Consider the following 22952-nt stretch of genomic DNA (forward strand, 5'->3'; position numbering starts at 1 on the left):
ACGCTGAAAACGGGCGTATCCCACCCGTATCCCTGCGACCCCAACGACTACTACATAACCCTATGAGCACCTGGTGGAAAGACGCCGTCGTGTACCACATCTATCCGCGCAGCTTTCAGGATGCAAACGCCGACGGCATCGGCGATCTGGTCGGCATCACACAGCGGCTCGACTACCTGGAATGGCTGGGTGTTGACGCGATCTGGCTTTCTCCGGTCTACCCGTCGCCCATGGCAGATTTCGGGTACGACGTATCGGACCATTGCGACATCGATCCGATGTTTGGTACGCTTGTGGATATGGAGGCGCTGATCGCACGCGCCCACAGCAAAGATCTGCGGGTCATTATGGACTTTGTGCCGAACCACACCTCCGACGAGCATTCGTGGTTTCAGGCGTCGAAGAGCAGCCGCGACGACCCCAAGCGTGATTGGTACTACTGGAAAGACCCTGGTCCTGATGGCGGCCCTCCAAACAACTGGCTCAGCCGCTTCGACGGCGAGTCGGCCTGGGAGTGGAACGAGGCGACCGGGCAGTACTATCTGCATACCTTTCTGAAAAAACAGCCCGACCTGAATTGGCGTAATCCGGAGGTGCGTGCCGCCATGCAAGACGTGCTGCGCTTCTGGTTCGACCGGGGCGTCGATGGATTCCGCGTCGACGTGTCGTACCGCGTTATGAAGGATCCGGACTTTCGCGATAACCCGGTCAACCCCGACTGGACGCCCGATATGGACCCGTCGTTTCGGGTAGTGGAGCAGCACACGAAGAACGTGCCGGATGTGCACCAATTCAACCGGTGGATTCGCAGCGTGGTCGATGAGTACGACGACCGGGTGCTGATTGGAGAGATGAACCTTAAGATTCCCGAGTTAGTCGAGCACTACGGTACGCCCGAGCAGCCGGAGTTCCATCTTCCGTTCAACTTCCGCCTGGTGTTTACGCCATGGGCAGCCGACAACGTACGGGCGCTTGTGGACGAGTACGAGCACGAAATTCCGGACCATGGGTGGCCAAACTGGGTGCTCAGCAACCACGACCAGCCCCGTTTCGCCACGCGGGCCGGGCGCGAGCAGGCGCGCTGTGGCTATCTCTTTCTGCTCACCGTACGGGGCACCCCCACAGTGTATTACGGCGATGAGATTGGGATGGAAAATGTCGACATCCCTCCTGAACAGGTGCAAGATCCGTGGGAGCTGCTCTCGCCAGGTCTCGAGCTGGGGCGTGATCCGGTGCGCACGCCTATGCAGTGGGATGCAGGTGCCCACGCCGGGTTCTGCCCCGACGACGTAGCACCCTGGCTGCCTGTAAGCCCATCCAGTTCGACAAGGAATGTAGACGTGCAGCGCGAGGACAACACCTCGATGCTCCATTTTGTGCGCCGCCTGATCCAGCTACGCGCAACGCATCGTGCGCTGCGGCGGGGAACGTGCCGCACCCTCGATGCGCCCGACGGGGTGCTTCTCTACGAGCGTGCTGGCGAAGACCACCGCTTCTGGATTGCGATTAACTTTGCTGGAGCAGAAAAAACAGTGCCGTTACCCGAGTCCGCAGTGCAAGCTCAGCGTGTCGCATCCACGTACATGGATGATGCGGGTCTGGACAACACCGGTTCGGTAGAGGGGGCGTTCGTGCGCCTGCGCCCAAACGAAGGGGTTCTGCTGCAGGCGGATGCGTAGCGCTGCGGCAACGGACAATGTTTGGGACCACTCAGGCGGACGATTACCCGCTCTACCACAAAAGGGTCTGGCGCTTAGTCACCCCGGCCCCCGAGTCGAGGTCTTCTTGCTCTTACACCTCCTCCTATCCTTAGCAAACAAAGACCACGTTGTGAGCCAGCCTCATTCGTCTGTGGTCTGCGCTCTACCCAGGTGCGACAGAGCAGTAGATTTACGCAGCAAGCGCCTGGAGCTCGTCTTTAAAGCGGTCGGCGAGCGCCTGAGCCTCTTCTTGGGTAGGCGCTTCCGTGTAGACCCGCAAGATGGGCTCTGTGTTTGACGCACGCAGATGTACCCATCCTTCCGGTAGGTCGATTTTGAGTCCGTCAATGGTAGCATGCGGCGTATCAGCGTACGTATCCTGCATTTGCGCAAGGAGCGCGTCCACGTCGAGTCCGTCAAGAGGCAGCTTATCCTTTGCCATGGCATAGTGCGGCATGGCATCGTGGAGCTCGGCGAGCGTAGCCCCGGTGTCGGCCAGGTGTTGCAGCAGGAGGGCCGTGCCTGCAAGGGCATCGCGCCCGTAGTGCAGGTCGGGCAAGATAACACCGCCGTTGCCCTCGCCTCCGAGAACGGCATCTACCGCCTTCATCTTCTGGACCACGTTAATCTCACCGACGGCAGAGCGATGCACCGGCTGTCCGTGGCGCGCAGCTACGTCGTCGATGGCGCGCGAAGACGAGAGGTTGGTAACAAACGCACCATCGCGTCGATTCCAGAGAAAGTCAGCCGCAAGCACCTGCGTAAGCTCTTCGAGAATGATGCGTCCTTCGTTGTCGACAAGCGCGAGGCGGTCCGCATCAGGATCGACCGCCAGCCCCAGGTTGGCATTGCGGTTGCGAACGACCTCGGCAAGATCGGTCAGGTGTTCGGGGCGTGGCTCTGGGGTGCGCTCAAACTGTCCGTTCGGTTCGCAGTAGAGGCGGACGATGTTGGCGTCGCGCAGCCCGAGTTCGTTGAGGAGCAACGGAAGCGCAAGGCCGCCCACCGAGTTGCAGCCATCTACGACGACGGTGAAGTCCTGCGCGGCAATCGCATCCGGGTCGATGTAGGGCAGATCGCGAATCGCATCAACATGAGCGGGTACGAGATTGGCCATCGTGTAGCTGCCCATCTCGTTGTGGGGCACCGACGAGGTGTTAGAAGGATCGGCCTCTTGCAGCGCACGTCCGGCTTCCGCATCCAGAAACTCACCGTTATGATCGAGGAGCTTGAGCGCGTTCCAGTCGAGCGGATTGTGCGATGCGGAGAGAATTACGCCGCCAACCGCTTCGTGCTGTAGCACCCCCATTTCGACGGTAGGTGTGGGAGCGAGTCCGGTATCGAGTACGTCGCAGCCCATGCTCTGCAGCGTGCCCATGAGGATGCGCTGAAACGCATCGCCACTCGGGCGTGCATCGCGTCCCACAACGACGAGCGGTCTGCGGTCGAGCGCATCAGCACGTGCGCGGCACCAGCGCCCAAACGCCGTTCCATAGCGCAAGACCACATGCGGGCCAAATCCGCGACCGATGATGCCGCGAATACCCGATACCGATTCGATAAGGACGGAAGAAGACATACGCTGCTGTAATGTAGTTAGAGTAGAATGAGCGGCACACAAACAAGAGGCATACAAAGGCGAAACAGCAACCGTTCAAAGTACGGCGCGTCATTGCGTAGCCGCAGCAGGCGTCCTTGTTCGCAAGCGTGCAAAGAGGATCTCGTTCGACCGCTCTTAACGGAACGTCACATTCCTGTGAAGGGTACCTTAACACGCCTGAACCCCCGTTTCCCGTCCGCTGCAAAAACGCATTATGAGTGAGCAAACGGCCCGCTGGCGCTGGACATGGCGCCGCCGCCTTACATATCTAACCATTGCAGTTACCGCAACGCTCATTTCGTGGGGCGGCTGGGTAACCAGTATTGAGGCTGGCCTTGCTGTGCCCGATTGGCCGGCTACCTTTGGGTCGTACGATCCTTTCCGAACGGGAATGTACGATCCGAGCGATCCGAGCGTGCGCTGGTGGCTCAACATACCGGTGTTGGCTGAACACGGACACCGGCTGCTTGGGGCCCTGGTAGGCATGCTTACGATGGTGCTTGCGGGCTGGACGTGGTGGGCGGATTCGCGCAGCTGGATGCGAAAGCTCGGTCTTTTTGCGCTATTTCTCGTTACCACTCAGGGCATCCTCGGAGGCCTGCGGGTCACGGAGCTCTCATCGGTGCTTGCTGCTGTACATGCCTGCACAGCGCAGCTCTTCTTTGCGCTGCTGGTAAGCATGGCCATCTTTACCACCGACACGTGGCGGAACCGGCGCGGACTGCTCCCGAATACCGGGCGCGGACGCACCATGCGTGCACTGGCATGGGCAGCAGCCATCGGCGTATACGTTCAGATTGTGGTGGGCGCTATGCTACGCCACTCTACGCAGACGCTCTCCGGAAGCTTTGCCATCCTGCACATTGCAGGCGCTTTTGTCGTTACGGGGCTTATCTTTGCGGCTTTCGTCTACGTTCAAAAATACTGGTCTGATAGTCAGCCCGTGCGCCTGAGTGCCTGGGCTGTGCTTGTAGCTGTTGGTGTCCAGTTTGCCCTTGGGCTTGCCGCCTATCTGGTGCTGATCCACGAAACGGCGCTGCAGGTGCGCAGTACGGCACAGGTGCTGCTCACCGTAAGCCATCTTGTGGTCGGAGCCATCCTCTTTGTGTCCACCATCGCGCTGGCGCTCTGGTCGCACCGGCTTGTGCCAACTGCAAACGAAGTCCAGCCGGCGTTTGCCGGCGACACAGGTGCGCCCCACAGTGAACCGCTACTTTCTGCTAAGCCCCCTGCGTCGCAGTCGTCATCGTAGCATGCTGTACGCAGCGTGCTGGATGTACGACGGACCTGTCTTTCTATCGCCTTCCGCTACACATGGCTCGTACCGACTCTTCGTCAAATTCTTCGTCGCATATGCGATCGGTAGCTCTTGCTACCGAAGCGTCTGAGCATACAGGGACAGACCGTTCGCTGAGGGGGCTGCTACGCGACTACCTTACGCTCACCAAGCCCGAGATCTCGTTTCTCGTGACGGTGTCGGCATTTGCGGGCTTCCTGCTGGGGAGTCCGGCTGCGCTCGACCTACCCGTATTGCTCTATACACTGGTCGGCGTGGGCTTGTGTGCAGGGGGCGTTGGTATGCTCAATCACTGCATGGAGCATGACTTGGATGCGACGATGAAGCGCACGGCGGCCCGTCCGCTTCCATCTGGGCGCATTCCGGTGCAACAGGCCGAGTGGATCGGTACGGGGATGGTGCTGGCTGGAGTGGGGCTCCTCTGTCCGCTCGTCAATCCGCCTGCGGCCGTACTTGCAGCGCTAACGGCCATTCTCTACCTATACGTGTATACACCGCTGAAGCGCTACACCACGTACAACACGCTGATTGGTACCATTCCCGGCGCGCTTCCGGCACTGGGGGGCTACGTGGCGGCCACCGGTACATTCGGCGCCGCCGGGTGGGCCATCTTCGCCGTGCTCGCGCTCTGGCAGATGCCGCACTTCCTCTCGCTGGCATGGATGTACCGCAAAGACTACGCACGCGGCAACTATGCCATGCTGCCTGTCAAAGAACCTTCGGGCGACTCCACCGCCTACCAGATGATCGGCTTCACGCTATTGCTGCTTGTCGCCAGCGTCTTCCCGGCAGCTGTAGGACCGGTTGGATGGATCTATCTGCTTGGCGTTCTTCCTCTCGGGGGCTGGTTTCTTTACACGGCTCTCCAGTTCAACCGCGAACGCACCGGCATACGTGCGCGTCATGTACTAAAAGCATCCATTGTTTATGTACCAGCACTTGTCGCTCTATTGACAATTGACTGGTTCCTGTAGTCTTTCGCCGCTCTCAGCATGCCCGCACCTGCTATCCACGTACAACGCGTGTCGCTTCGCTACGATGGCGACCAGCAAGCCCTGAATGACGTAGACCTCACGATCCCGCAGGGGGCGCTTTTTGGCATATTAGGACCCAATGGAAGCGGGAAGACCTCACTCTTTCGCGTACTGGCAACGCTGGTTACGCCAACACAGGGGGATGCGGAGGTCTTTGGTGCCTCGACTCGTGATGACGCTGCCGCCGTACGCCAACGCCTCGGTGTCGTGTTTCAGTCGCCTGCTCTCGACGATACGCTCACCGTTCGCGAGAATCTCGCGTTTCAGGGCGCCCTCTACGGCCTTCACGGCGCATCGCTGCGCGACCGCATCAGCACGGTGCTTGGTTACGTGGACCTGCACGACCGCGCCGACGACGCGGTTGATACGCTTTCGGGCGGACTTGCCCGACGGGCCGACTTAGCACGCGGTCTACTGCATCGCCCCGACCTGTTGCTGCTCGACGAACCAACTGCCGGGCTCGACCCGATGGCTCGTCGTTCCTTCTGGGAAACCATTGCGGCGCTTCAGCAAAGCGAGGGCACCACGATGGTTGTAGCCACCCACCTGATGGATGAAGCCGAACGCTGCGACGCGGTTGGGATCCTTGCACAGGGCGAGCTCGTGGTCGAAGGAAAGCCCGCCCTGCTGCGTGCCGCATTGGGCGACGAGATGCTCTGGCTCACAACCGATGAACCGTACGAGCTGGCACGCGATCTCACCGCACAGTTCGGGTGCGAGGCGCATCCCTTTGAACAAGGCATTCAGCTGCTACACGACAACGCCGCGCAGCTGGTCGCCCCCATCTACGAGGCCTTTGGTGACCGCATCCAGAGCGCCACCGTACGTCCACCGACCCTCGAAGACGTTTTTATGGCGCATGCAGGCGCCCAGCTCGACGCGTCGGTGAACACCCTCTCTCCTATGTACTCTGCTTAACACGGCTCTGCCGTACTTTCATGTCGACTGCGCTCCTCACCGTTACGGCCCTGTGCCGTCGCGAAATTCTCAAGTTTGTGCGCGACCGCAGCCGGGTAGCTGGTGCACTCGTCCAGCCGCTTGCATTCTGGTTGCTGCTGGGGCTCGGCTTTCAGGGCGCCTTCCAGATGCCAGATTCGCCGATCGGTGCAGTTGGATACGTCGAATTTCTCTTTCCAGGCGTGCTGGCGCTGGTCCTGCTTTTCACGGCGATCTTCTCGACGATATCTATCGTTGAGGAGCGCGCTTCAGGCTTTCTGCAGACGGTGCTCATTGCGCCTACTTCGCGCACCGCAATCGTACTCGGCAACGCGCTCGGGGGTACGCTCCTCGCATCGGTACAGGCGCTCCTGTTCGTTGTCGTGTGGCCCTGGGTCGGGCCGGGGCTCACCATCGGCGGGGTGGCGTACATCACGGCGATCTGCCTGGGTATGGGCATCGGGTTTACGGCGCTGGGCTGTGCGATTGCCTGGCGTACCGATACCACGCGCGGATTCCACGCGATCATGAACCTTTTCTTGCTGCCCCTCTGGTTTCTGTCGAGCGCCATGTTTCCGCTTGACAGCGCCGCCACCGGGCTGCGCGAACTGATGCTGGTAAACCCTGTCTCTTATGCGGTGAGCGGCCTTCGCCATGGGCTCTATGTTGAAGCCCCTGCGGTGCTGGCCGATCCGATCACCTGTCTGGCAGTAACCTGGGGCTTCGCCGCACTCATGGTAGGCGCTGCCGTATGGAGCGTGCATCGCCCGCTCTTCCAGACGGCTTAACATCGAAGTAAGAGATTTCTTCAGCCAGGGGCCGTAGTGCGGAAACACACGAGAAAGGCCGAAAGAGCCGACAGGCGCTGATGGAGCCGGAGGGAAACGCATGTGCATGCGGCCCCGTTTGTATCTCCTGTGCACATACTTCTTTCCTGTGACCCTGCCCCTACATGGCCGATACCGTCGATCTCAAAACGATGGGACGCGATAACCTCGAAGCGTTCGTCGACACACTGGGCGAGCCAGCCTACCGCGGTCGCCAGCTTTACAACTGGATCTATGCGCGTGGCGAGACAGACTTTGCGGCGATGACGAGCCTCCCGAAGGCGTTTCGTGCCCGCCTCAACGAGGAGGCCACCGTTTCAAGCATCGACATGCAGCGCGTTCAGAGAAGCGAAGATGGCACCCTCAAAGGGCTGTTTGCGCTTCCCTCGGGGCGCGAAGCCGAAACGGTGCTCATCCCGAGCTTCGACGCCCTGGGCGATGCCCAACGCCTTACAGTGTGCGTGTCGAGCCAGGTCGGCTGCGCCATGGGCTGTGCGTTCTGTGCCACGGGGCTGATGGGCTTCAAGGAAAACCTGACGCCCGGGGCCATCTACGACCAGGTCTGGTTCATGAACGAAGCTGCCCAAGAACACTACGGGCGGGCTGTGTCGAACGTCGTGTTTATGGGGATGGGCGAACCGCTTCTGAACTACGATGCGGTGCTGCAGAGCGTCGCGCTGCTTACCGACGAAGACACGCTCAACATGTCGCCGCGGCGCATCACCATTTCGACGGTGGGGCTGGCCCGCCGCATTCGCGACCTCGCCGACGACGATCCGCGCACCAACCTGGCCGTATCGCTGCATGCACCCACCGATGAGCAGCGCAGCGCCATCATGCCCGTCAACCAGTCCGAAAAAACCAGCCTCGACGCGCTCGAACAGGCAATTCGGTACTATGCAGATACGACCGGACGCCCGATTACGTACGAGTATTGCCTGTTTAAAGACGTGAACGACTCGGTGCAGGATGCAAAGAACCTTGCCAAGATTACACGCTGGGCCCCCTCGAAAGTCAATATCCTGATGTATAACCCGGTGCCTACGCTCTCATTCGAGCGCACCTCTGAGGCACAACTCAACCGGTTCGTGCAGGCGCTCGTGCAGGAAGGCGTAACGGTTACAGTGCGCCGCAGCCGCGGGCAAGACATCGACGCCGCATGCGGGCAGCTGGCCAACGCCTGAGCGAACGCACGTCTCACCGAAGCTGCGCGCCGGCAAGCCCGCCTTAGAACACTGCAAGCAGCATCCTTTCGCTTCGCATCCCTCTTAACCGACTGCCTATAAGATTATGACTTCTTGGATACAGCGTCTGATACAGGTTGTGCTGAGCGCACTTGGGCTATGGCTCTTCACGCGGTGGATGCCGCGCCGCTTAGGCACCTGGATCAAGCGTCTGGTGCCACTGCTGCTTACCGATATTCTGATCAATACCCTCACGATCTGGCTGCGCGGACAGCGTACGTCTGCCTCGAAGTCCGCCACATCGTCGGAGTCGTAACAGGCACAGATTGGACTCAAACGCACACAGCAGGGGGAACGGGGGCGTAAGCCGCTGATACGAACCAACACGGCATCGTGTAAGCGCTTCGCAAATAAGCGCTTTGCAGATACGATGCGATGCTTGTACCGCATTCCTTTTCTCACGTTACATACGTCACTATGATACTGAAGAACTTGCGCACGCCCATGCGCCTGATGCTGGCGCTGGTTGTGATGGGGCTCCTTAGCCTGCCCACTGTAAGCACCGCGCAGGGGCTTACGCCCATGCAAGAAGCGATGCTGCAGTCGGTAAGCGGAACCACCGTTGACGCCGACGGCAACTTTATTGCGTTCATGCGCTCACAGCCTGCGGACCCGCGCGAGGAGAACGCTCCTGCAGCGCGCCACCTGTTCGTGATTGATACCGAAACAGGTGAAGAAGAGGCTCTCTACAGCGAGAGCGCGATAGGAGGAATGACGTTTCGTCCGGAGCATGGAACGCTCACCTTTCTGACAGCGCGCGACGACGATGAAAACGGCCGTGCTCTCTACGAAATGGACCCGGCGACGGGAGACATGGAGCGCATCTATGCGTTCGAGCGCTCGATTGCTACCTACGAGTGGGCGCCTGATGGAAACCGCATCGTGTTCACCGCCAGCGAGGAGCTGGACGTGCCCGAAGCGGAGCTTCCTTACGAGCCGAACCTCTTCGAAGAAAATCGCCCGAACCGCCTCGCTTACACGGTTGATGTAACGAGCGATGCTGCTGCGGAGCCTCTGGAAATCGATGGAACGGCATACATCATGACCTGGAGCCCGAGCGGTGAGCAGCTGGCGCTGACCGTGGCGCCCTCGCCCGAGGTCGACGACTTCTACATGTTTCAGAGTGTGGTCATCGTAGATCCCTCGTCGGGCAATGTAACCGCCGACATCAACAACGAAGGCAAGATCGCTCAGATCGAGTGGAGTCCGAACGAGGAGCAGTTGGCGCTGCGTGCGGGCCACGACATTCACGACCCTATCGACGGGCGCATTATGGTAGTGGATGCGGCTGACAATGCCACCCCCGAGAACATCTTCCCCGAGTTTGAAGGCAAGTTCGAACAGATTGCCTGGACGGGTGACGAGACCATTCACTTCATCGCCAGCGAGAGCGTAGAGCGCTCCTTCGGTACGATTCGTCCCGACGGTACGCAGTTTACACGCGTTGTTGATCTCGACGGGCCAATCATGACGGGCTTCTCGCCGACAGCACAGGGCGAAATTGCGTTTACAGCGCACACGCCGGCGCATCCTCCTGAGGTGTACTGGCTTGCCGATGGCAACGACCAGCCTGAGCGGATGACCAACTCCAATCCTGATCTTGATGACGTGACGATGGGAGAGCAGCGTGTCGTCAGCTACACGGCGCGCGACGGCCAGTTCGAGATCGACGGGCTGCTGATCCTGCCGGTCGACTATCAGGAAGGCACCCGCGTGCCGCTGATTACGGTTGTGCATGGCGGCCCCGAAGCGCACTACGATAACGGATGGCTGACCCGCTACTCCGATCCCGGACAGATGGGGGCGGCACAGGATTTTGCTGTTTTCTATCCGAACTACCGGGGCAGTACCGGACGCGGCATCGACTTCGTCTATAGCAGCCAGGGCGATCTGGCCGGACGCGAGTTTGACGACGTTGTAGACGGCGTCGACTTCTTGATCGACGAAGGCATTGCGGATCCGGACCGCGTCGGGGTAACCGGCGGCTCGTACGGTGGCTACGCAACAGCCTGGATGAGCACGTACTACTCCGAGCGCTTTGCTGCCGGCGTGATGAATGTAGGCATCAGCAACAATATCTCGAAGTGGGGCACCAGCGATATCCCCGAAGAGCTGTACCTGGTGCACTCGCGCACACGTCTGTGGAACTCGTGGATGGACATGCTGAAGCGAAGCCCCATCTACTATGTGGAGCAGGCTAACACGCCGCTGCTGATTGCCCATGGCGAGGAAGATACCCGCGTCCATCCGGGCCAGTCGCTGGAGCTGTACCGCCACATCAAGGTGCGTCGCCCTGACGTACCGTTGCGCCTGGCGCTGTATCCGGAGGAAGGACACGGCTACGGTCGCTCTGCTGCGCGCATGGACTACACCCTGCGCATGATGCGCTGGTTCAACACGTACCTGCATGGCGATGCGGACGCTCCGGTTCCTCAGGGTGCTGTTTCACTTGAGGGTGCAGAGTAGCGCTCCCCGCTAATGCGAAGCTACGGCAACGCATAGCGTGAAAGCGCGCTATCTTACGGCCATACAAAAAACCCGCCGGGTGCCGCAAGGGCCCGGCGGGTTTTGTAATTGGTGGCGAGGACAGGGGGGCATCCCGCGCAGATCAGCCCCGCAGCGCTTCGTTGAGAAGCACCGCAGGGTGTTGAGCGGTGCGTGTTGTTACGTCCTTGATCTGCGAGCGGCACGAGAAGCCGGGTGCAGAAACGGTTGTCTGCTCCGGGGTCTGGCGCACGGCTGGAGCAAGGCGGAGCTCGGCCATCTGCTTGGAGATGTCGACGTGCTCAGCTTCGTAGCCAAACGCGCCAGCCATTCCGCAGCAGCCGGCATCCAGGGAAGTTACGTCGTAGCCTGCTGCCTGCAAGATGCGCTCTGTAGCCTCTGTGCCAACAAGCGCCTTCTGGTGGCAGTGCCCATGCAAGAGAAGCTCATTCTTCGATCCGTTGGTTGACATCGACGACGCCCATTCGGCGGTGTCAAGAGCGCCTTCTGCAAGGCGTTGCGCTACGAACTCCTCAAATCCGTGCACCTGCTCGGCCAGCTCCTGAGCACGCAGCTCCCCCGGAAGCAGCGACAGAAACTCATCGTCGAGCGCATGAATACAGCTTGGCTCAAGGCCCACAATCGGAAGCCCTTTCTTTACATACGGATAGAGCCCCTCAAGCGTACGCAGTGCCGTATGCTGCGCCTTCGTGACAAGTCCCTTCGAGAGAAACGTGCGTCCGCAACAGAGGCCCTCAGGGGCCAGCGTAACGCGATGGCCGGTACGCTGCAAGAACTGCACGGCTGCACGCACCACCTCGGGTGTGTGGTATGCGTTGAACGTATCGGCGAAGAACACGACTTCTGGCCCATCCGAAGGGTTTGCGGCCTCCAGGTCCATCTGGAATGCCGTTTCGCGCGCAAAGGGCGGCAGGTCGCGCTCGGCGCTAACGCCCATCATCCACTCTCCGATGCGGCGCATCCAGCCCTGGCGCGACGACCAGTTGACCAGCGAAGCAAGGGGCGTACCCGCCAGCTTGCGAACAAACTGGGGCTGATGGGCAAACAGCCAGGTGCGCCACGGCATGCGGTGCTCCTGCCAGTACTGGTGCAGCCACTCCGTTTTGATCTTGGCCATGTCAACGTTTGAAGGACACTCCGTCTTACAGGCCTTGCACTGGATGCAGAGATCCATCACCTCGTACATGCGATCGCTGGTAAACGCATCTTCGGGCAGGTCGCCAGCGAGAGCAGAACGCAGCGCGTTGGCCCGGCCACGTGTAGAGTCTTCCTCGTCGCGTGTAGCCATGAAGCTGGGGCACATGGTGCCTGTGTCGCGCTTGCGGCAGGCGCCGTTGCCATTGCACTTTTCGAGGAGATGTGCAAAGCCCCCCTCGGCATCGAAGCTCATCGACGTGGCAAGCGGACGCGTGTCGTAGTTGGGACCCATGCGCAGGTTCTCGGTCAGCGGGGGCACGTCCACGATCTTGCCCGGATTCAGCAGGTTGTCGGGGTCAAAGATTGCCTTGGTTTTTTTATTGACGGCATAGAGTTCGTCGCCAAGCATCTCGCGGTTGAGCGCGCCGCGCACAATCCCGTCGCCGTGCTCCGAGGAGATAGCACCCCCGTAGCGCTTTACGAGCTTCAGAGAGCCTCTGGCAATGGCATCGAGCTGCTCGACGCCCTCCTGCGTTTTTGTGTTCACGAAGGGGCGAACGTGTAAGCAGCCGGCTGAGGCGTGGGCGTAGTAGGCAGCCCGCACCCCCATCGAGTCGATTAGCGTGCTCAGTTCATCGATATAGTCGGGCAAGTGCTCGACGGGAACCGAGGCATCTTCGATGACCGCCCACGGCTTGTAGTCGCCCTCCACGCCCATCACCAGGCCGAGTCCCTCTTTGCGGATGCCCCATACGTTTTTGATAGCGGCATCGTCAACAACGCGCCGTGCCGGACCGCGGGCATCGGTGCCGGGCAGCACGCCGTCGAGCGCATCCAGCTTTGCACTGAGTGCCTCTTTTGAGTTGCCGGCGTACTCGACGATAAGCACGCCGCCGGGCGTGCCGTCGATGAACGTGAGCCGCTCGGCATAGCCCGGCGTGTTACGGATGCGCTCGATGGCCACGCCGTCGAAAAGCTCGACAGCGTCGGGATCGGTGTCGAGAAGGGTGGTTACTGCTTCGAGTGCCTCGTCGCGGGTGTCGTAGGCGGCAATGCCAAGCACCGTCGTCGCGGGCTTCTTGACCAGATCGATCGTCATCTCCGTGAGAACGGCGAGTGTGCCCTCGCTGCCAGCCATGAGCTGCGCGAGGTTGCGGTTGCCCGCTTCCAACAGATGTTCCAGCCGGTAGCCGTTGTTGCGTCGCCAATGGTCGGTGGTGTCGCGCTCGATGACGTCGCGGTGGGCGCTGAGCAGCGCATCGAGACTCCGGTAGATCACGCCTTCGCGTCCGTCGCCACGCATCTTCTGCTGCCATCCCCGATGCGAGAGCGGTCCAAAACGGACAGGGGTGCCATCGGGGAGAACGCCCTGTACGGCGTGCACATGGTGGATCATGTTGCCGTACCGGATGGAGTGGGTGCCAGTCGAGTTGTTGGCAACCATGCCGCCCAGCGTAGCCCGGCTGCTACTGGCCGGGTCGGGGCCTACCATGAGTCCGTGTGGGGCAAGCGCCTCGTTCAGAGCATCAAGCGTGATGCCGGGCTGCACGGTAACCTGCTGCGCCGCCACGTCAATGTCAAGGATGGCGTCGAGATGGCGCGTAAAGTCGATGACTACGGCCGTGTTGACGCCCTGCCCGGCAAGCGAGGATCCGCCGCCACGGGGCAGTACCGGTATTTCGAGCGCATTCGCCTCCTCGATAGTTGCCTGTACGTCTTCTGGGGTTTTGGGGATGCAGAGCGCAACCGGTTCCATCTGGTACATGCTCGCATCGGTCGCATAGAGCGCGCGGGTCATCGCGTCGACGCGTAGCTCTCCCTGCAGACGCGGACGCAGGCGGTCGGCGAGCGTGGCTCGCAGGTGGTCGGTAATTGGACGTTTGGTCGCAGAGGTAGACGATGGAAGCGTGCTGACAGACGGAGTAGCCATGTGAGGGCGGGGAAGCGCAAATGAATCAGCGATGGACATTGTATTGGACGGGGCCCAGCTTATATGGATTCAATATGATGTGGGGCACAATAGTACGGGTCGCGTAACAAATGCGCGATGTGCACGGCGCCCGCATCCCAAAAGCCAAGCAGAATGCTACGGGGCCCGTTACATTATTATGGCATACGGTACTGCAATATGTGTGAACCGCATGTCGCTTTTGTGCCGTTGTATCCGATGTACAGTTATTCGCAAGACGCTTGCATCCAACGAACGGTCTATTATGGATTTAACGTATTTCGGGCACGCTACTTTTCAGCTGGAGTCGGACACAAACACGTTTCTCTTCGATCCATTCCTGGCGGATAACAACCCGCACACAAAGACAACGCCATCCGATGTGGATCCAGACGTAATTTTTGTTTCGCACCCGCATGCCGACCATTTTGTCGATACGGAGGCGCTCACGAAGCAGGGCGACCCGCTTGTAATCGGAACGTTCGAGGTGATTACGCACGTGCAGCAAGAGTTCGGGCACGAGTCGGTGCATCCGCTGAACGAAGGCGGTTCGCTTGATTTTCCGTGGGGGCATGTAGAGGCCGTTCATGCGCGCCACACCGCATCCTTTCCGGATGGGAGCTACGGCGGCGTGCCTATCGGGTTTGTGCTTGACTTCGGCGACCTGACGGTCTACTACACCGGCGACACGGCGCCCTTCGTTGAGATGGAGTGGATTGGAGAGCAGTACGACATCGATGTGCTGCTGGCCCCGATTGGCGACGTGGTCACGATGGGCATTCCCGGCACGATCCATACCGCTACGATGGTGGATGCCGACACGATCGTGCCGCTACACTACGACACGTTCCCGTTCATCGAGGTAGACCTGTCCGACTTCGAGGCGGCCGCTGAAGAAGCCGGGTTTGAGCCGCTCATCCTCGACTTTGATGAGACCGTTGAACTGTAGCGAAACGTGTTTGGTGCGCATCGGTGCATAGGGGCGGCTCACAGCGAGCCGCCTCTACTGCTGTGTGCGTTTTTGCTCTGCACCCACCCACTGCACCCACCCACTGCACCCACCCACTGCACCCACCCACTGCGCACGCTGGTGGCGGCACGGTGCAGCGAACCTTCGCGATTCTTTGCTGATACCTTTTGTCTATGGAACTCGGTATTTTATCGGATACGCACGGATACTTTCACCCCGACCTGGTCGACGTGTTAGAGGGGGTGGATGCCATCGTGCATGCCGGTGATGTTGGTGATCTCACAATTCTTGATGGACTGGCCACGCTGGCGCCGGTACACGCAGTGTATGGTAACGTCGATGATGCGGATACGCGGCGGCGCCTGCCGGAGCGGGAGCGCTTCACGTTTGGCGGACTCTCGGTGTGGATCGAGCACATCGCCGGGCGGCCGGGGCGCTGGCAGGCCAACATGGACAAGCGGCTTGCCGAAGACCCGCCCGACATATTCATCTGCGGACATAGCCACATTCTGCGCATCGAGCGTGTTGCCGAACTGGACAACATGCTGTTCGTGAATCCGGGAGCTGCCGGGCGACAGGGGTTTCATCAGAAGAAAACCTGCTTGCGCCTGAAAGTAAAAGATGGGAAGGCCTCGAACGTCGATGTTATCCATCTTGACGCATCGCCGCGCGCTGCGGAGCCGTCTTCTCAAACAGATGCGTAAGGAGCCGTTCCTGAGCAGCTGTTAACGTCTTGTCGCGCCGGGCCATAACGCGAGCGGCGACACTGAGCGCTTTGGTCAACCGGTAGTCGACAAACCCGCTGTGCGGGCTGCCCCACGAAAAGCTGGGCAGATGACGAGGGGGAAACCCGCTGTCGTACACGTTGCATCCGGTGCCTACAACCGTGCCGGTGTTAAACATCGTGTTGATGCCGCATTTTGAGTGATCACCCATGACCAGCCCCATGAACTGACGTCCGGTGTCGACAAAGCCGGCAGCGGCAGCATCGTAGATACTTACGGTGCCATAGTCGTTCTTGAGATTCGAGGTGTTGGTGTCAGCGCCAAGATTGCACCACTCCCCCAGGATGCTATGCCCTAAAAAGCCTGCATGGCCTTTATTGGAATAGCCTTGCACAATGCAGTTATGCACCTCGCCGCCTATCTTGCTGTACGTACCGAATGAGGAGCCCTCGACATCTGCGCCTCGCTTGATCTGAGATTGGGGGCCGATGTAGATGGGGCCGCGCACGACGGCCTGCTCCAGTACGGCTGCCTCCGAGTCGATATAGATCGGTCCATTTTCGGCGTTCAGAATGGCACCGGCCCCTACAGAGGCGCCGGGAGCAAGGTAGACCTGCTCGGGCGCATCAACGACCGCCGACGCATGGACCCCGTGTAAAGGCGCGTCAGACGGCGACGCGTTGAGTGCTGCCCCAAGCTCTTGATGGAGGCGGTCGCGCAGCGCATCCATAAGGTGCCAGGTGCGAGTGATGCGGGGCACAGCGCCGAGCTCAGTTACGGGGGCAGCACTGAAGGCTTCTGCGCGCAACGCGTCGTTCGAAAGCAGGTCGGCCGGTAGCGCGTGTGGATCGGGCCACCAGGCTGCGATGAGCGCTGAGCCTGATGTAAAGACGCGCGGGGTCGCTTCGTTCACAGAGGCCGTTACCACGTCGACCCAGCCAGATGCGGGCAGCGCGCCGCCATGGACAAACAGGACGCCTTCGTTAGCAGGCAGTCGGTTAACGGTGGCATCATGAGGCGCACGCGCGGCCACGACTGCTTCAAGGTGCTGGCGCGTATGCAGCGCGAGAGACGCGTGCGGAAAGGTCTGTTGCAGCGTGGCCCCCAGCGTGTGCATCCCGCAGCGGAGTTCGTGCACGGCCCGGGTGTGAGTGAGTGGAGCGAGGTGAGCGGCTGTCTTATCTTCGAAGAGGCAGAGCGTCATGCAAACGGGACGTCGATTCGTGTGGGGAAGGCATCGGCGTAAGAGCCTGTTTTGATTTCTTAATTTGGGCTCCGAGCGGCGGCGCTGGACTGGGGCCGAAGGTCATGCCCCTGGTGCAAATTGCCCCCGATGTCGCCCCGTAGCCCCGGCTACGAACCTCCATCGTGGTCCAATTTTCGCCTTAGCGGCGCTCGCTCTCGCCTGCAAACCAAAACCCAAACAGGCTCTAAGGCAGTCTCAAGGAACGGTCTCAAGGAACGGTGTAGATCTGCCGGAGTCAAGTTTCCTGTGTTACGAACGCTACCGACAATGACTGGGCGTTCAATAGAAGGAGTTGACACGAACGACGCCAGGATAGGCTGAATCAACGTCCATTAAGAGTTGTGTACAGCGGAATTTAGCATCTTCGTTCTTCACGGAGCGAGGGCGTCGTGGCGTACGTACAGAAGCTAAATAACCACTCCACAAATAAGGACTTCTGTGTCTCGTGACTATCGTACTCATTGCTGCCGTAGCGTGCGAAAATCGTGTGATCGGCAAAGACGGCGACCTGCCCTGGCACCTCCCCGATGACCTGAAGCGCTTTAAGCGTCTGACAACAGGGCACCCGCTGCTCATGGGGCGGCGCACCTTCGAATCCATTGCTGAAACGTTTGGCGGACCGCTCCCGGACCGCCGCCAGTTGATTCTGACGAGGACCAGGACGTTTGACGAATACGACGATGTTGAGTCGTATTCGTCAATTCCAGATGCGCTCAGTGCGGTCGCCGACGACGCTACGCTCTACGTGGGGGGCGGACAACAGATCTACGAGCAGTTTCTTTCGCGCGCCGACCGGCTCGAACTTACCGAGGTCGAGGGTGACTACGAGGGCGACACGTTCTTCCCGCCATACAAGCATCTGGTTGGGGATACCTTTGCCGAGGTGCAGCGTGACGAACGCGACGGGTTTGCGTTTGTGACGTACGAGCGCATGAGCGTGTAATCCAAATCTGGCGACGTTGGGGCTGCACCCCGCAGCGTAACTACCGCGTGCAAAGCAGATACTGCCGGTAGCTTCGCTTGCGGAAGGACGGATAACGATAGAAGAAGTCGTCGAGTGCCTTGAACGGTGCTTCCAGGTAACCACGGAAGAGGTAGGTGGAGCACATTCGAAAGTAGAGTAGTTCAGGATATTCGACTTCTACCTTCATCTCTTCAGATAGAAGGTCGATTTCGTGAGGAGTGAGCGGCTGCTCCTCGGGGTCGCCATGCTTCGGGACGCCAAACCGTCCGGTGATATGCTTACGGCACCACATCATGAGTGGGCTACCAGCGCTGTTCTCCCAAAAGAAGGCTTTTCCGCCCGGTTTGAGTGCGTTGCGGAGCGTTGTGACGAAGGCGTCAAACGGCTCAATGTGGTGGAGAATCATCGCGCCAAACACGAAGTCGACCGGCGCCAGTTCATCGATAGCCTGAGCAGGCATCTGGATAGCTGTAATGTTGGAGATGTGGTGCTCGGCACAGTAGCGCCTCAGGTTATCAATAGCAATAGCACTGATGTCAATGCTAATGACCTGTGCTCCGCAGTGCGCGAAAAAAAGTGACGTGGCACCGCTTCCGCATCCAATATCGAGAACGGTTTTGCCCTTTAGAGAACCGAAGTGTTCTCTGGCACGGAGAAGCTTGGGATCCTGCGTGTCGGGAATTTCGACCCGAGTGTAATCGCATGCTTCACCTTGCGAAAATAGATCATCCCAGAAAGCAACGACCTGCGTGTCTACAGAAGAAATATCTGATTTAGTAGGCATGTTTTATCTGTGCAAAATGTATGATAGAAGAAGCTATAGGAGGGAAGATGGGGACGATGCGAGGAAGCGAGGTCCAAAACAGAGACTTGGAGTCAAAAGTAGACCAGACACTGAGCCTGCTTTGTGTTGGATTGTACCAAAGCTTCGCTGCACGCATATAATGTGACTTTTGGTGGTCACGGCAACATGTGCTTTTGGATGAGATGCGATATGCCTAAGGATATATTACAGTATAAAACATTAACCTATAAGTTATAGGAAAATATACCCACAATGCAGGCTTTCAGGCAGTACGATTCTGGTATGCGTAACAAAAAATAAAAGGCACGCATGCAACAAAAAAGCGCCCTGTTCACTGAAGAACAGGGCGCTCAAGCCGTGGTGCTCTCATAAGTTTGTCTTGCAATGTACTGCAATGTCGGGGCGCCCGGATTTGAACCGGGGACCTCTTCGTCCCGAACGAAGCGCGCTACCTGGCTGCGCCACGCCCCGAGTAACTATACACTGCATACCAGACGACTATAACATGGATCCGCAAGCGACACTCCGAATCGTGGGTCAATCCACAAAATGGGGGTACTTTCAATGTGAATCCATATTGGTGGCTTTGTGAGGGGAGCATGCTACGAACTGCGCCGGGCAAAGCGCTCATACATCGCGTCGATCTCTTCGGCGTACTCGTCTTCAATGATACGGCGCTTGTTCTTAAGCGTTGGGGTAAGCATGCCGTTCTCTACCGTGAACGGTTCAGCAACGAGGTGGAAGGCCCGAATTTTCTCGTGTGCAGGCGCTTGCTTGTTGTACGCACTAATATGCTTGCTGAAGAGCCGATCGACCCAGCGTTCTGCAACGAGGGCCTCGTTGTCATCTCGACGCTCCGGCTCGCCCGAGTCGCGCGCCTGCAGCCGCACCGCGTCGAAGTCCGGCACGATGAGGGCCGTGAGAAACGGGCGGTCATCTCCAAGCACAACCACCTGGTCGAACGGCGCCTTGGTCTTAAAGTGCTCTTCAACTGGTCCGGGGTAGATGTTCTTGCCTCCCTGCGACACCAGCATGTGCTTGATGCGATCGGTAACCTGCAGGTAGCCGTCCACAAAGCGGCCCACATCGCCAGTATGGTACCAGCCATCGGTGTCGAACGCACCCCGCGTTTCCTCTGGACGTTGCCAGTAGGCTTCCATCACATTTGGGCCTTTTACAACAATCTCGCCTTCCTCGGTGGTGAGCGATGACGGATAGTCGTTTCCGCTCAGCGTGCCAATGGGGCTGTCGTCGCTCAGGTCTTTGATCGCGACCGTAACGTCAGGCACGATATGGCCAACCGTTCCAAACCGAGGGGCCTCCAGCGGATTGACGGAGAGCACCGGCGCCGTTTCTGTCAGGCCGTATCCTTCCGCAATAACAATACCCGCAGCCTGGAAAAAACGTCCGATCTCCTTAGGGAGTGCAGCGCCTCCCGACGCTGCAAACCGGAGGTTGCCACCGAGCTTCTTATGCAGTTCTGAAAACACGAGCTTGTGGGCCAGCTTCTGCTGCATGTAAAGCAACGGTCCGGCGCCGCCGCCCTGCTCGGCTTCGGCATAGCGCTCGCCCACGCCTACCGCCCAGTTGAAGACGCCTTGTTTGATTGCAGATCCTTGCTCGGCCTTCTCACGAACACGGCTGTAAACCTTCTCAAAGACGCGCGGTACTGAGATCAGTACCGTGGGCTTCACCTCGGTTAGGTTTTGTGTAAGCGCTTCTATGCTCTCCGCGTAACTTATCTTTGCACCTGCAGCAAGCACTGCAGTATACCCGGCTGTGCGCTCAAACGCATGACACAGCGGAAGAAACGATAGGTGGTGATCGGTGCTGTGGAACGAAACGCGGTCAAGCGCTCCCTTGGCATTCACGCAGAAGTTGCGGTGTGAGAGCATCACGCCCTTCGGGTCGCCGGTGGTACCACTCGTGTAGATCAGGGCGCTGGTATCGGATGGGCGTACGTCGCGGCCCAGTTTCTGAAGCGTTTCTGTATGGCTCTTCCAGTACGAGTGGCCGGCCTGCAATGCCTCTTCCCAGTGCACCATCGCATCGGGCGGATCGTCGGGAAGGGGGCTCATTACAACGATCCCCTCCAGGGCGGGGCACTCATCAAGAACCGCTTCGACCTTCTTGCGCTGCACAGGAACCGACACGATCACCCACTTTGCCCCGGAGTCGTTCAGGATATAGGCCACCTTGGATGCGGGTAGCGTGTTGTAGATCGACACGTTGATGCCGCCAAGAATCTGAGTAGCCAGGTCGGTAATGGCCCATTCCGGACGGTTCTCGGAAAGGATTGCTACCCGATCGCCGGGGCGTATACCCTGCTTATGCAGAAATCCTGCCATGGATTGTACGCGCTTCTCCAGTTCCTCCCACGAAATGTCGAGCCAGGTGCCATCAGGCTTGTGCCGAAGCACCGTGCGCTCGTCACCGCGGTAGTGGTCTACCAGACGGGTGAATAGCTGGGGGATCGTTTCGAATTCGACCTGGGCAGGCATATAAAAGTGGGGACTACTTACAGATATACGATTTTAGCACGTAGGGGCGCAAACGACCGGCACGAAGCCACTCAAGATAGAGGGCAGAGCCGTACGTATCAGACAGACAGAAAACAACCAGTATTGGCGGATAGCGATCGATGACCCGGTGGGTACCTTATGGGCGCTTGCCTGCCTGAAAAGACACAGTAAAGACGTAATGTGCCGTACCAGACTCTGTACAGATAGACGCACAAAGCCTGATACAAAACGGTAACATTGGACAACTATTGGCTGCTCTGTACTGTTTCGCCCGGATGGCCTGTAGGCTGGTGGTGCATAGCAAACCATCATGTCTCAAGCGCCAGGTGCTGCGCCCTGGTGTCAGATGCTTGAAGACAACCGTTCGATGTCGGTGCCGACGGCATCCCCGATAGTGGGCAGGTCATGCGCATCCAACAGGCGCACAAGACCCTGGTTGATCGATTTGATGAGTGCCGGTCCGTGGTAGACGAGGCCGGTATAGAGTTGAACAAGTGAGGCTCCAGCGCAAATCTTAGCAAAGGCGTCTTCGGCCGAGGCGATTCCGCCCACGCCAACAATAGGTACCGAGCCGCCTGTTGCCTGGTAGAGGTAGCGCACCAGTTGGGTGCTCCGCGCGGCAAGGGGCTGGCCGCTGAGCCCGCCGCCTCCGATGGCCTCCAACTGCTCGTCCGATGCACGCATGCCCCTCCGATCCGGGGCTGTGTTCGTCGCAATGTAGCCATCCACGCCATGCGCCTGGGCGACGCGGATAACGCGTTCCAGCGCCGAGTCGTAAACAACCCGGTCGCTCACGGGCGGACTCAGCTTCACAAGCACGGGTACGGCCAGGCCAAGCTCGCCGCGTACGCTGAGCACGTCGGTAAGCAGGGCATCAAGCGCATCGGGCGCCTCGAAGGTTTTCCCAGATCGGGTGTTCGGGCACGAAACGTTCAGGGTTACGTAATCGACATGCGGAGCGAGCGCGCGAAAGCTGGTGCAGAAATCGTCGCGTGCCGCATCTTCCATAATATCCGGATCGTGGGTTTTCGCAAGGTTTACGCCGATAATCCCCTGCGGGTCGTTGTATGCCTGCAAGCGCTCGGCCACTGCATCAGCACCGTCGTTGTTGAGGCCCATGCGGTTGATGAGCGCCTCGTCTTCAGGCACCCGAAAGGCACGCGGACGCGCATTGCCCGAACAGGGCTGGGCACTCACCGAACCTACCTCAACGTGTCCGAGTCCGATGCTATGCCAATAGCGCATCGCCACCCCGTTTTTGTCGGCACCCGCCGCAAGACCGACCGGATTCTTCCAGTCCAGTCCCCACAGCGTCTGTCGCAGGCGCTCATGCTCGTAGCCGTACAGCGGAGCCAGCAGCGACTGGTCGGCGTGCTGCAGCAGGCGAGCGGCACGTAGGCTCCACGTATGGGCGCGTTCGGCATCGAGCCGAAAAAGTAGCGGTCGGATAAGTCGATACATGAAACCGGGACAACTAAAGAGGAAGGTCAGT

Annotated in this window: 17 protein-coding genes and 1 tRNA gene; 11 read left to right on the forward strand and 7 right to left on the reverse strand. The window is 59.4% G+C overall.

The genetic code is table 11. The features are described 5' to 3' along the window. Nucleotides 1-62: 62 nt before the first annotated feature. The gene (locus ACZ48V_RS05880) at nt 63-1679 is read left to right on the forward strand and encodes an alpha-amylase family glycosyl hydrolase (protein WP_464542506.1); all 1617 of its coding nucleotides are present in this window, start codon (nt 63-65) and stop codon (nt 1677-1679) included. Nucleotides 1680-1890: 211 nt separating this feature from the next. Here ACZ48V_RS05880 and glmM read toward each other — a convergent pair whose 3' ends face one another. Then, nucleotides 1891-3279 carry a phosphoglucosamine mutase gene (glmM, locus tag ACZ48V_RS05885; RefSeq protein WP_464542508.1) on the reverse strand — a complete coding sequence of 463 codons (1389 nt, stop codon included), beginning with the start codon at nt 3277-3279 and terminating at the stop codon, nt 1891-1893. Nucleotides 3280-3514: 235 nt separating this feature from the next. Here glmM and ACZ48V_RS05890 point away from each other — a divergent pair, with 235 nt between their 5' ends. From ACZ48V_RS05890 to ACZ48V_RS05920, 7 genes are all read left to right on the forward strand, one after another. Further along, a complete protein-coding gene (locus ACZ48V_RS05890) occupies nt 3515-4552 on the forward strand; it encodes a COX15/CtaA family protein (protein ID WP_464542510.1) in 1038 nt (345 codons plus the stop codon). 62 nt (nt 4553-4614) lie between these two features. Then, on the forward strand, nt 4615-5571 hold the full coding sequence (gene cyoE, locus ACZ48V_RS05895; protein WP_464542512.1) for a heme o synthase: 957 nt from the start codon (nt 4615-4617) through the stop codon (nt 5569-5571). A gap of 18 nt (nt 5572-5589) precedes the next feature. After that, nucleotides 5590-6549: an ABC transporter ATP-binding protein gene (locus tag ACZ48V_RS05900; protein WP_464542514.1), complete on the forward strand. Its 960-nt coding sequence runs from the start codon at nt 5590-5592 to the stop codon at nt 6547-6549. Between the two features lie 20 nt (nt 6550-6569). After that, a complete protein-coding gene (locus tag ACZ48V_RS05905; protein WP_464542515.1) occupies nt 6570-7355 on the forward strand; it encodes an ABC transporter permease in 786 nt (261 codons plus the stop codon). Between the two features lie 164 nt (nt 7356-7519). Further along, on the forward strand, nt 7520-8578 hold the full coding sequence (gene rlmN / locus ACZ48V_RS05910) for a dual-specificity RNA methyltransferase RlmN (RefSeq protein WP_464542516.1): 1059 nt from the start codon (nt 7520-7522) through the stop codon (nt 8576-8578). A gap of 106 nt (nt 8579-8684) precedes the next feature. After that, nucleotides 8685-8894, forward strand: a complete 210-nt coding sequence (locus tag ACZ48V_RS05915) for a hypothetical protein (RefSeq protein ID WP_464542518.1) — start codon at nt 8685-8687, stop codon at nt 8892-8894. Between the two features lie 161 nt (nt 8895-9055). Continuing rightward, entirely contained in the window at nt 9056-11104 is a 2049-nt protein-coding gene (locus ACZ48V_RS05920; RefSeq protein ID WP_464542519.1) for a S9 family peptidase, read from the forward strand. A 142-nt stretch (nt 11105-11246) separates the two neighbouring features. Here the strand turns inward: ACZ48V_RS05920 and ACZ48V_RS05925 are convergent, their stop codons facing one another. After that, on the reverse strand, nt 11247-14210 hold the full coding sequence (locus tag ACZ48V_RS05925; protein WP_464542521.1) for an FAD-binding and (Fe-S)-binding domain-containing protein: 2964 nt from the start codon (nt 14208-14210) through the stop codon (nt 11247-11249). A 283-nt stretch (nt 14211-14493) separates the two neighbouring features. On the opposite strand from ACZ48V_RS05925, the gene ACZ48V_RS05930 reads away from it, so the two are divergent. Together ACZ48V_RS05930 and ACZ48V_RS05935 are read left to right on the forward strand one after the other, a co-directional pair. Beyond that, entirely contained in the window at nt 14494-15177 is a 684-nt protein-coding gene (locus ACZ48V_RS05930) for a metal-dependent hydrolase (RefSeq protein WP_464542523.1), read from the forward strand. A gap of 194 nt (nt 15178-15371) precedes the next feature. Continuing rightward, on the forward strand, nt 15372-15902 hold the full coding sequence (locus tag ACZ48V_RS05935) for a metallophosphoesterase family protein (RefSeq protein ID WP_464542525.1): 531 nt from the start codon (nt 15372-15374) through the stop codon (nt 15900-15902). On the opposite strand, the gene ACZ48V_RS05940 is transcribed toward ACZ48V_RS05935, so the two are convergent. Beyond that, entirely contained in the window at nt 15844-17127 is a 1284-nt protein-coding gene (locus ACZ48V_RS05940; RefSeq protein WP_464542527.1) for a putative sugar nucleotidyl transferase, read from the reverse strand. The genes ACZ48V_RS05935 and ACZ48V_RS05940 overlap by 59 nt on opposite strands. A gap of 487 nt (nt 17128-17614) precedes the next feature. Between ACZ48V_RS05940 and ACZ48V_RS05945 the strand changes: the two genes are divergently transcribed. Then, nucleotides 17615-18112 carry a dihydrofolate reductase gene (locus ACZ48V_RS05945; protein ID WP_464542529.1) on the forward strand — a complete coding sequence of 166 codons (498 nt, stop codon included), beginning with the start codon at nt 17615-17617 and terminating at the stop codon, nt 18110-18112. 40 nt (nt 18113-18152) lie between these two features. Here the strand turns inward: ACZ48V_RS05945 and ACZ48V_RS05950 are convergent, their stop codons facing one another. The 4 genes from ACZ48V_RS05950 to ACZ48V_RS05965 form a co-directional block, all read right to left on the reverse strand. Further along, on the reverse strand, nt 18153-18917 hold the full coding sequence (locus tag ACZ48V_RS05950) for a class I SAM-dependent methyltransferase (RefSeq protein ID WP_464542531.1): 765 nt from the start codon (nt 18915-18917) through the stop codon (nt 18153-18155). A 418-nt stretch (nt 18918-19335) separates the two neighbouring features. Then, nucleotides 19336-19409: transfer RNA gene (locus ACZ48V_RS05955), tRNA-Pro, on the reverse strand. Nucleotides 19410-19540: 131 nt separating this feature from the next. After that, on the reverse strand, nt 19541-21439 hold the full coding sequence (locus ACZ48V_RS05960; protein WP_464542532.1) for an AMP-dependent synthetase/ligase: 1899 nt from the start codon (nt 21437-21439) through the stop codon (nt 19541-19543). A 363-nt stretch (nt 21440-21802) separates the two neighbouring features. Continuing rightward, entirely contained in the window at nt 21803-22921 is a 1119-nt protein-coding gene (locus tag ACZ48V_RS05965; RefSeq protein ID WP_464542534.1) for a quinone-dependent dihydroorotate dehydrogenase, read from the reverse strand. Nucleotides 22922-22952 lie beyond the last annotated feature (31 nt).

The organism is Longimonas haloalkaliphila, assembly GCF_055379825.1.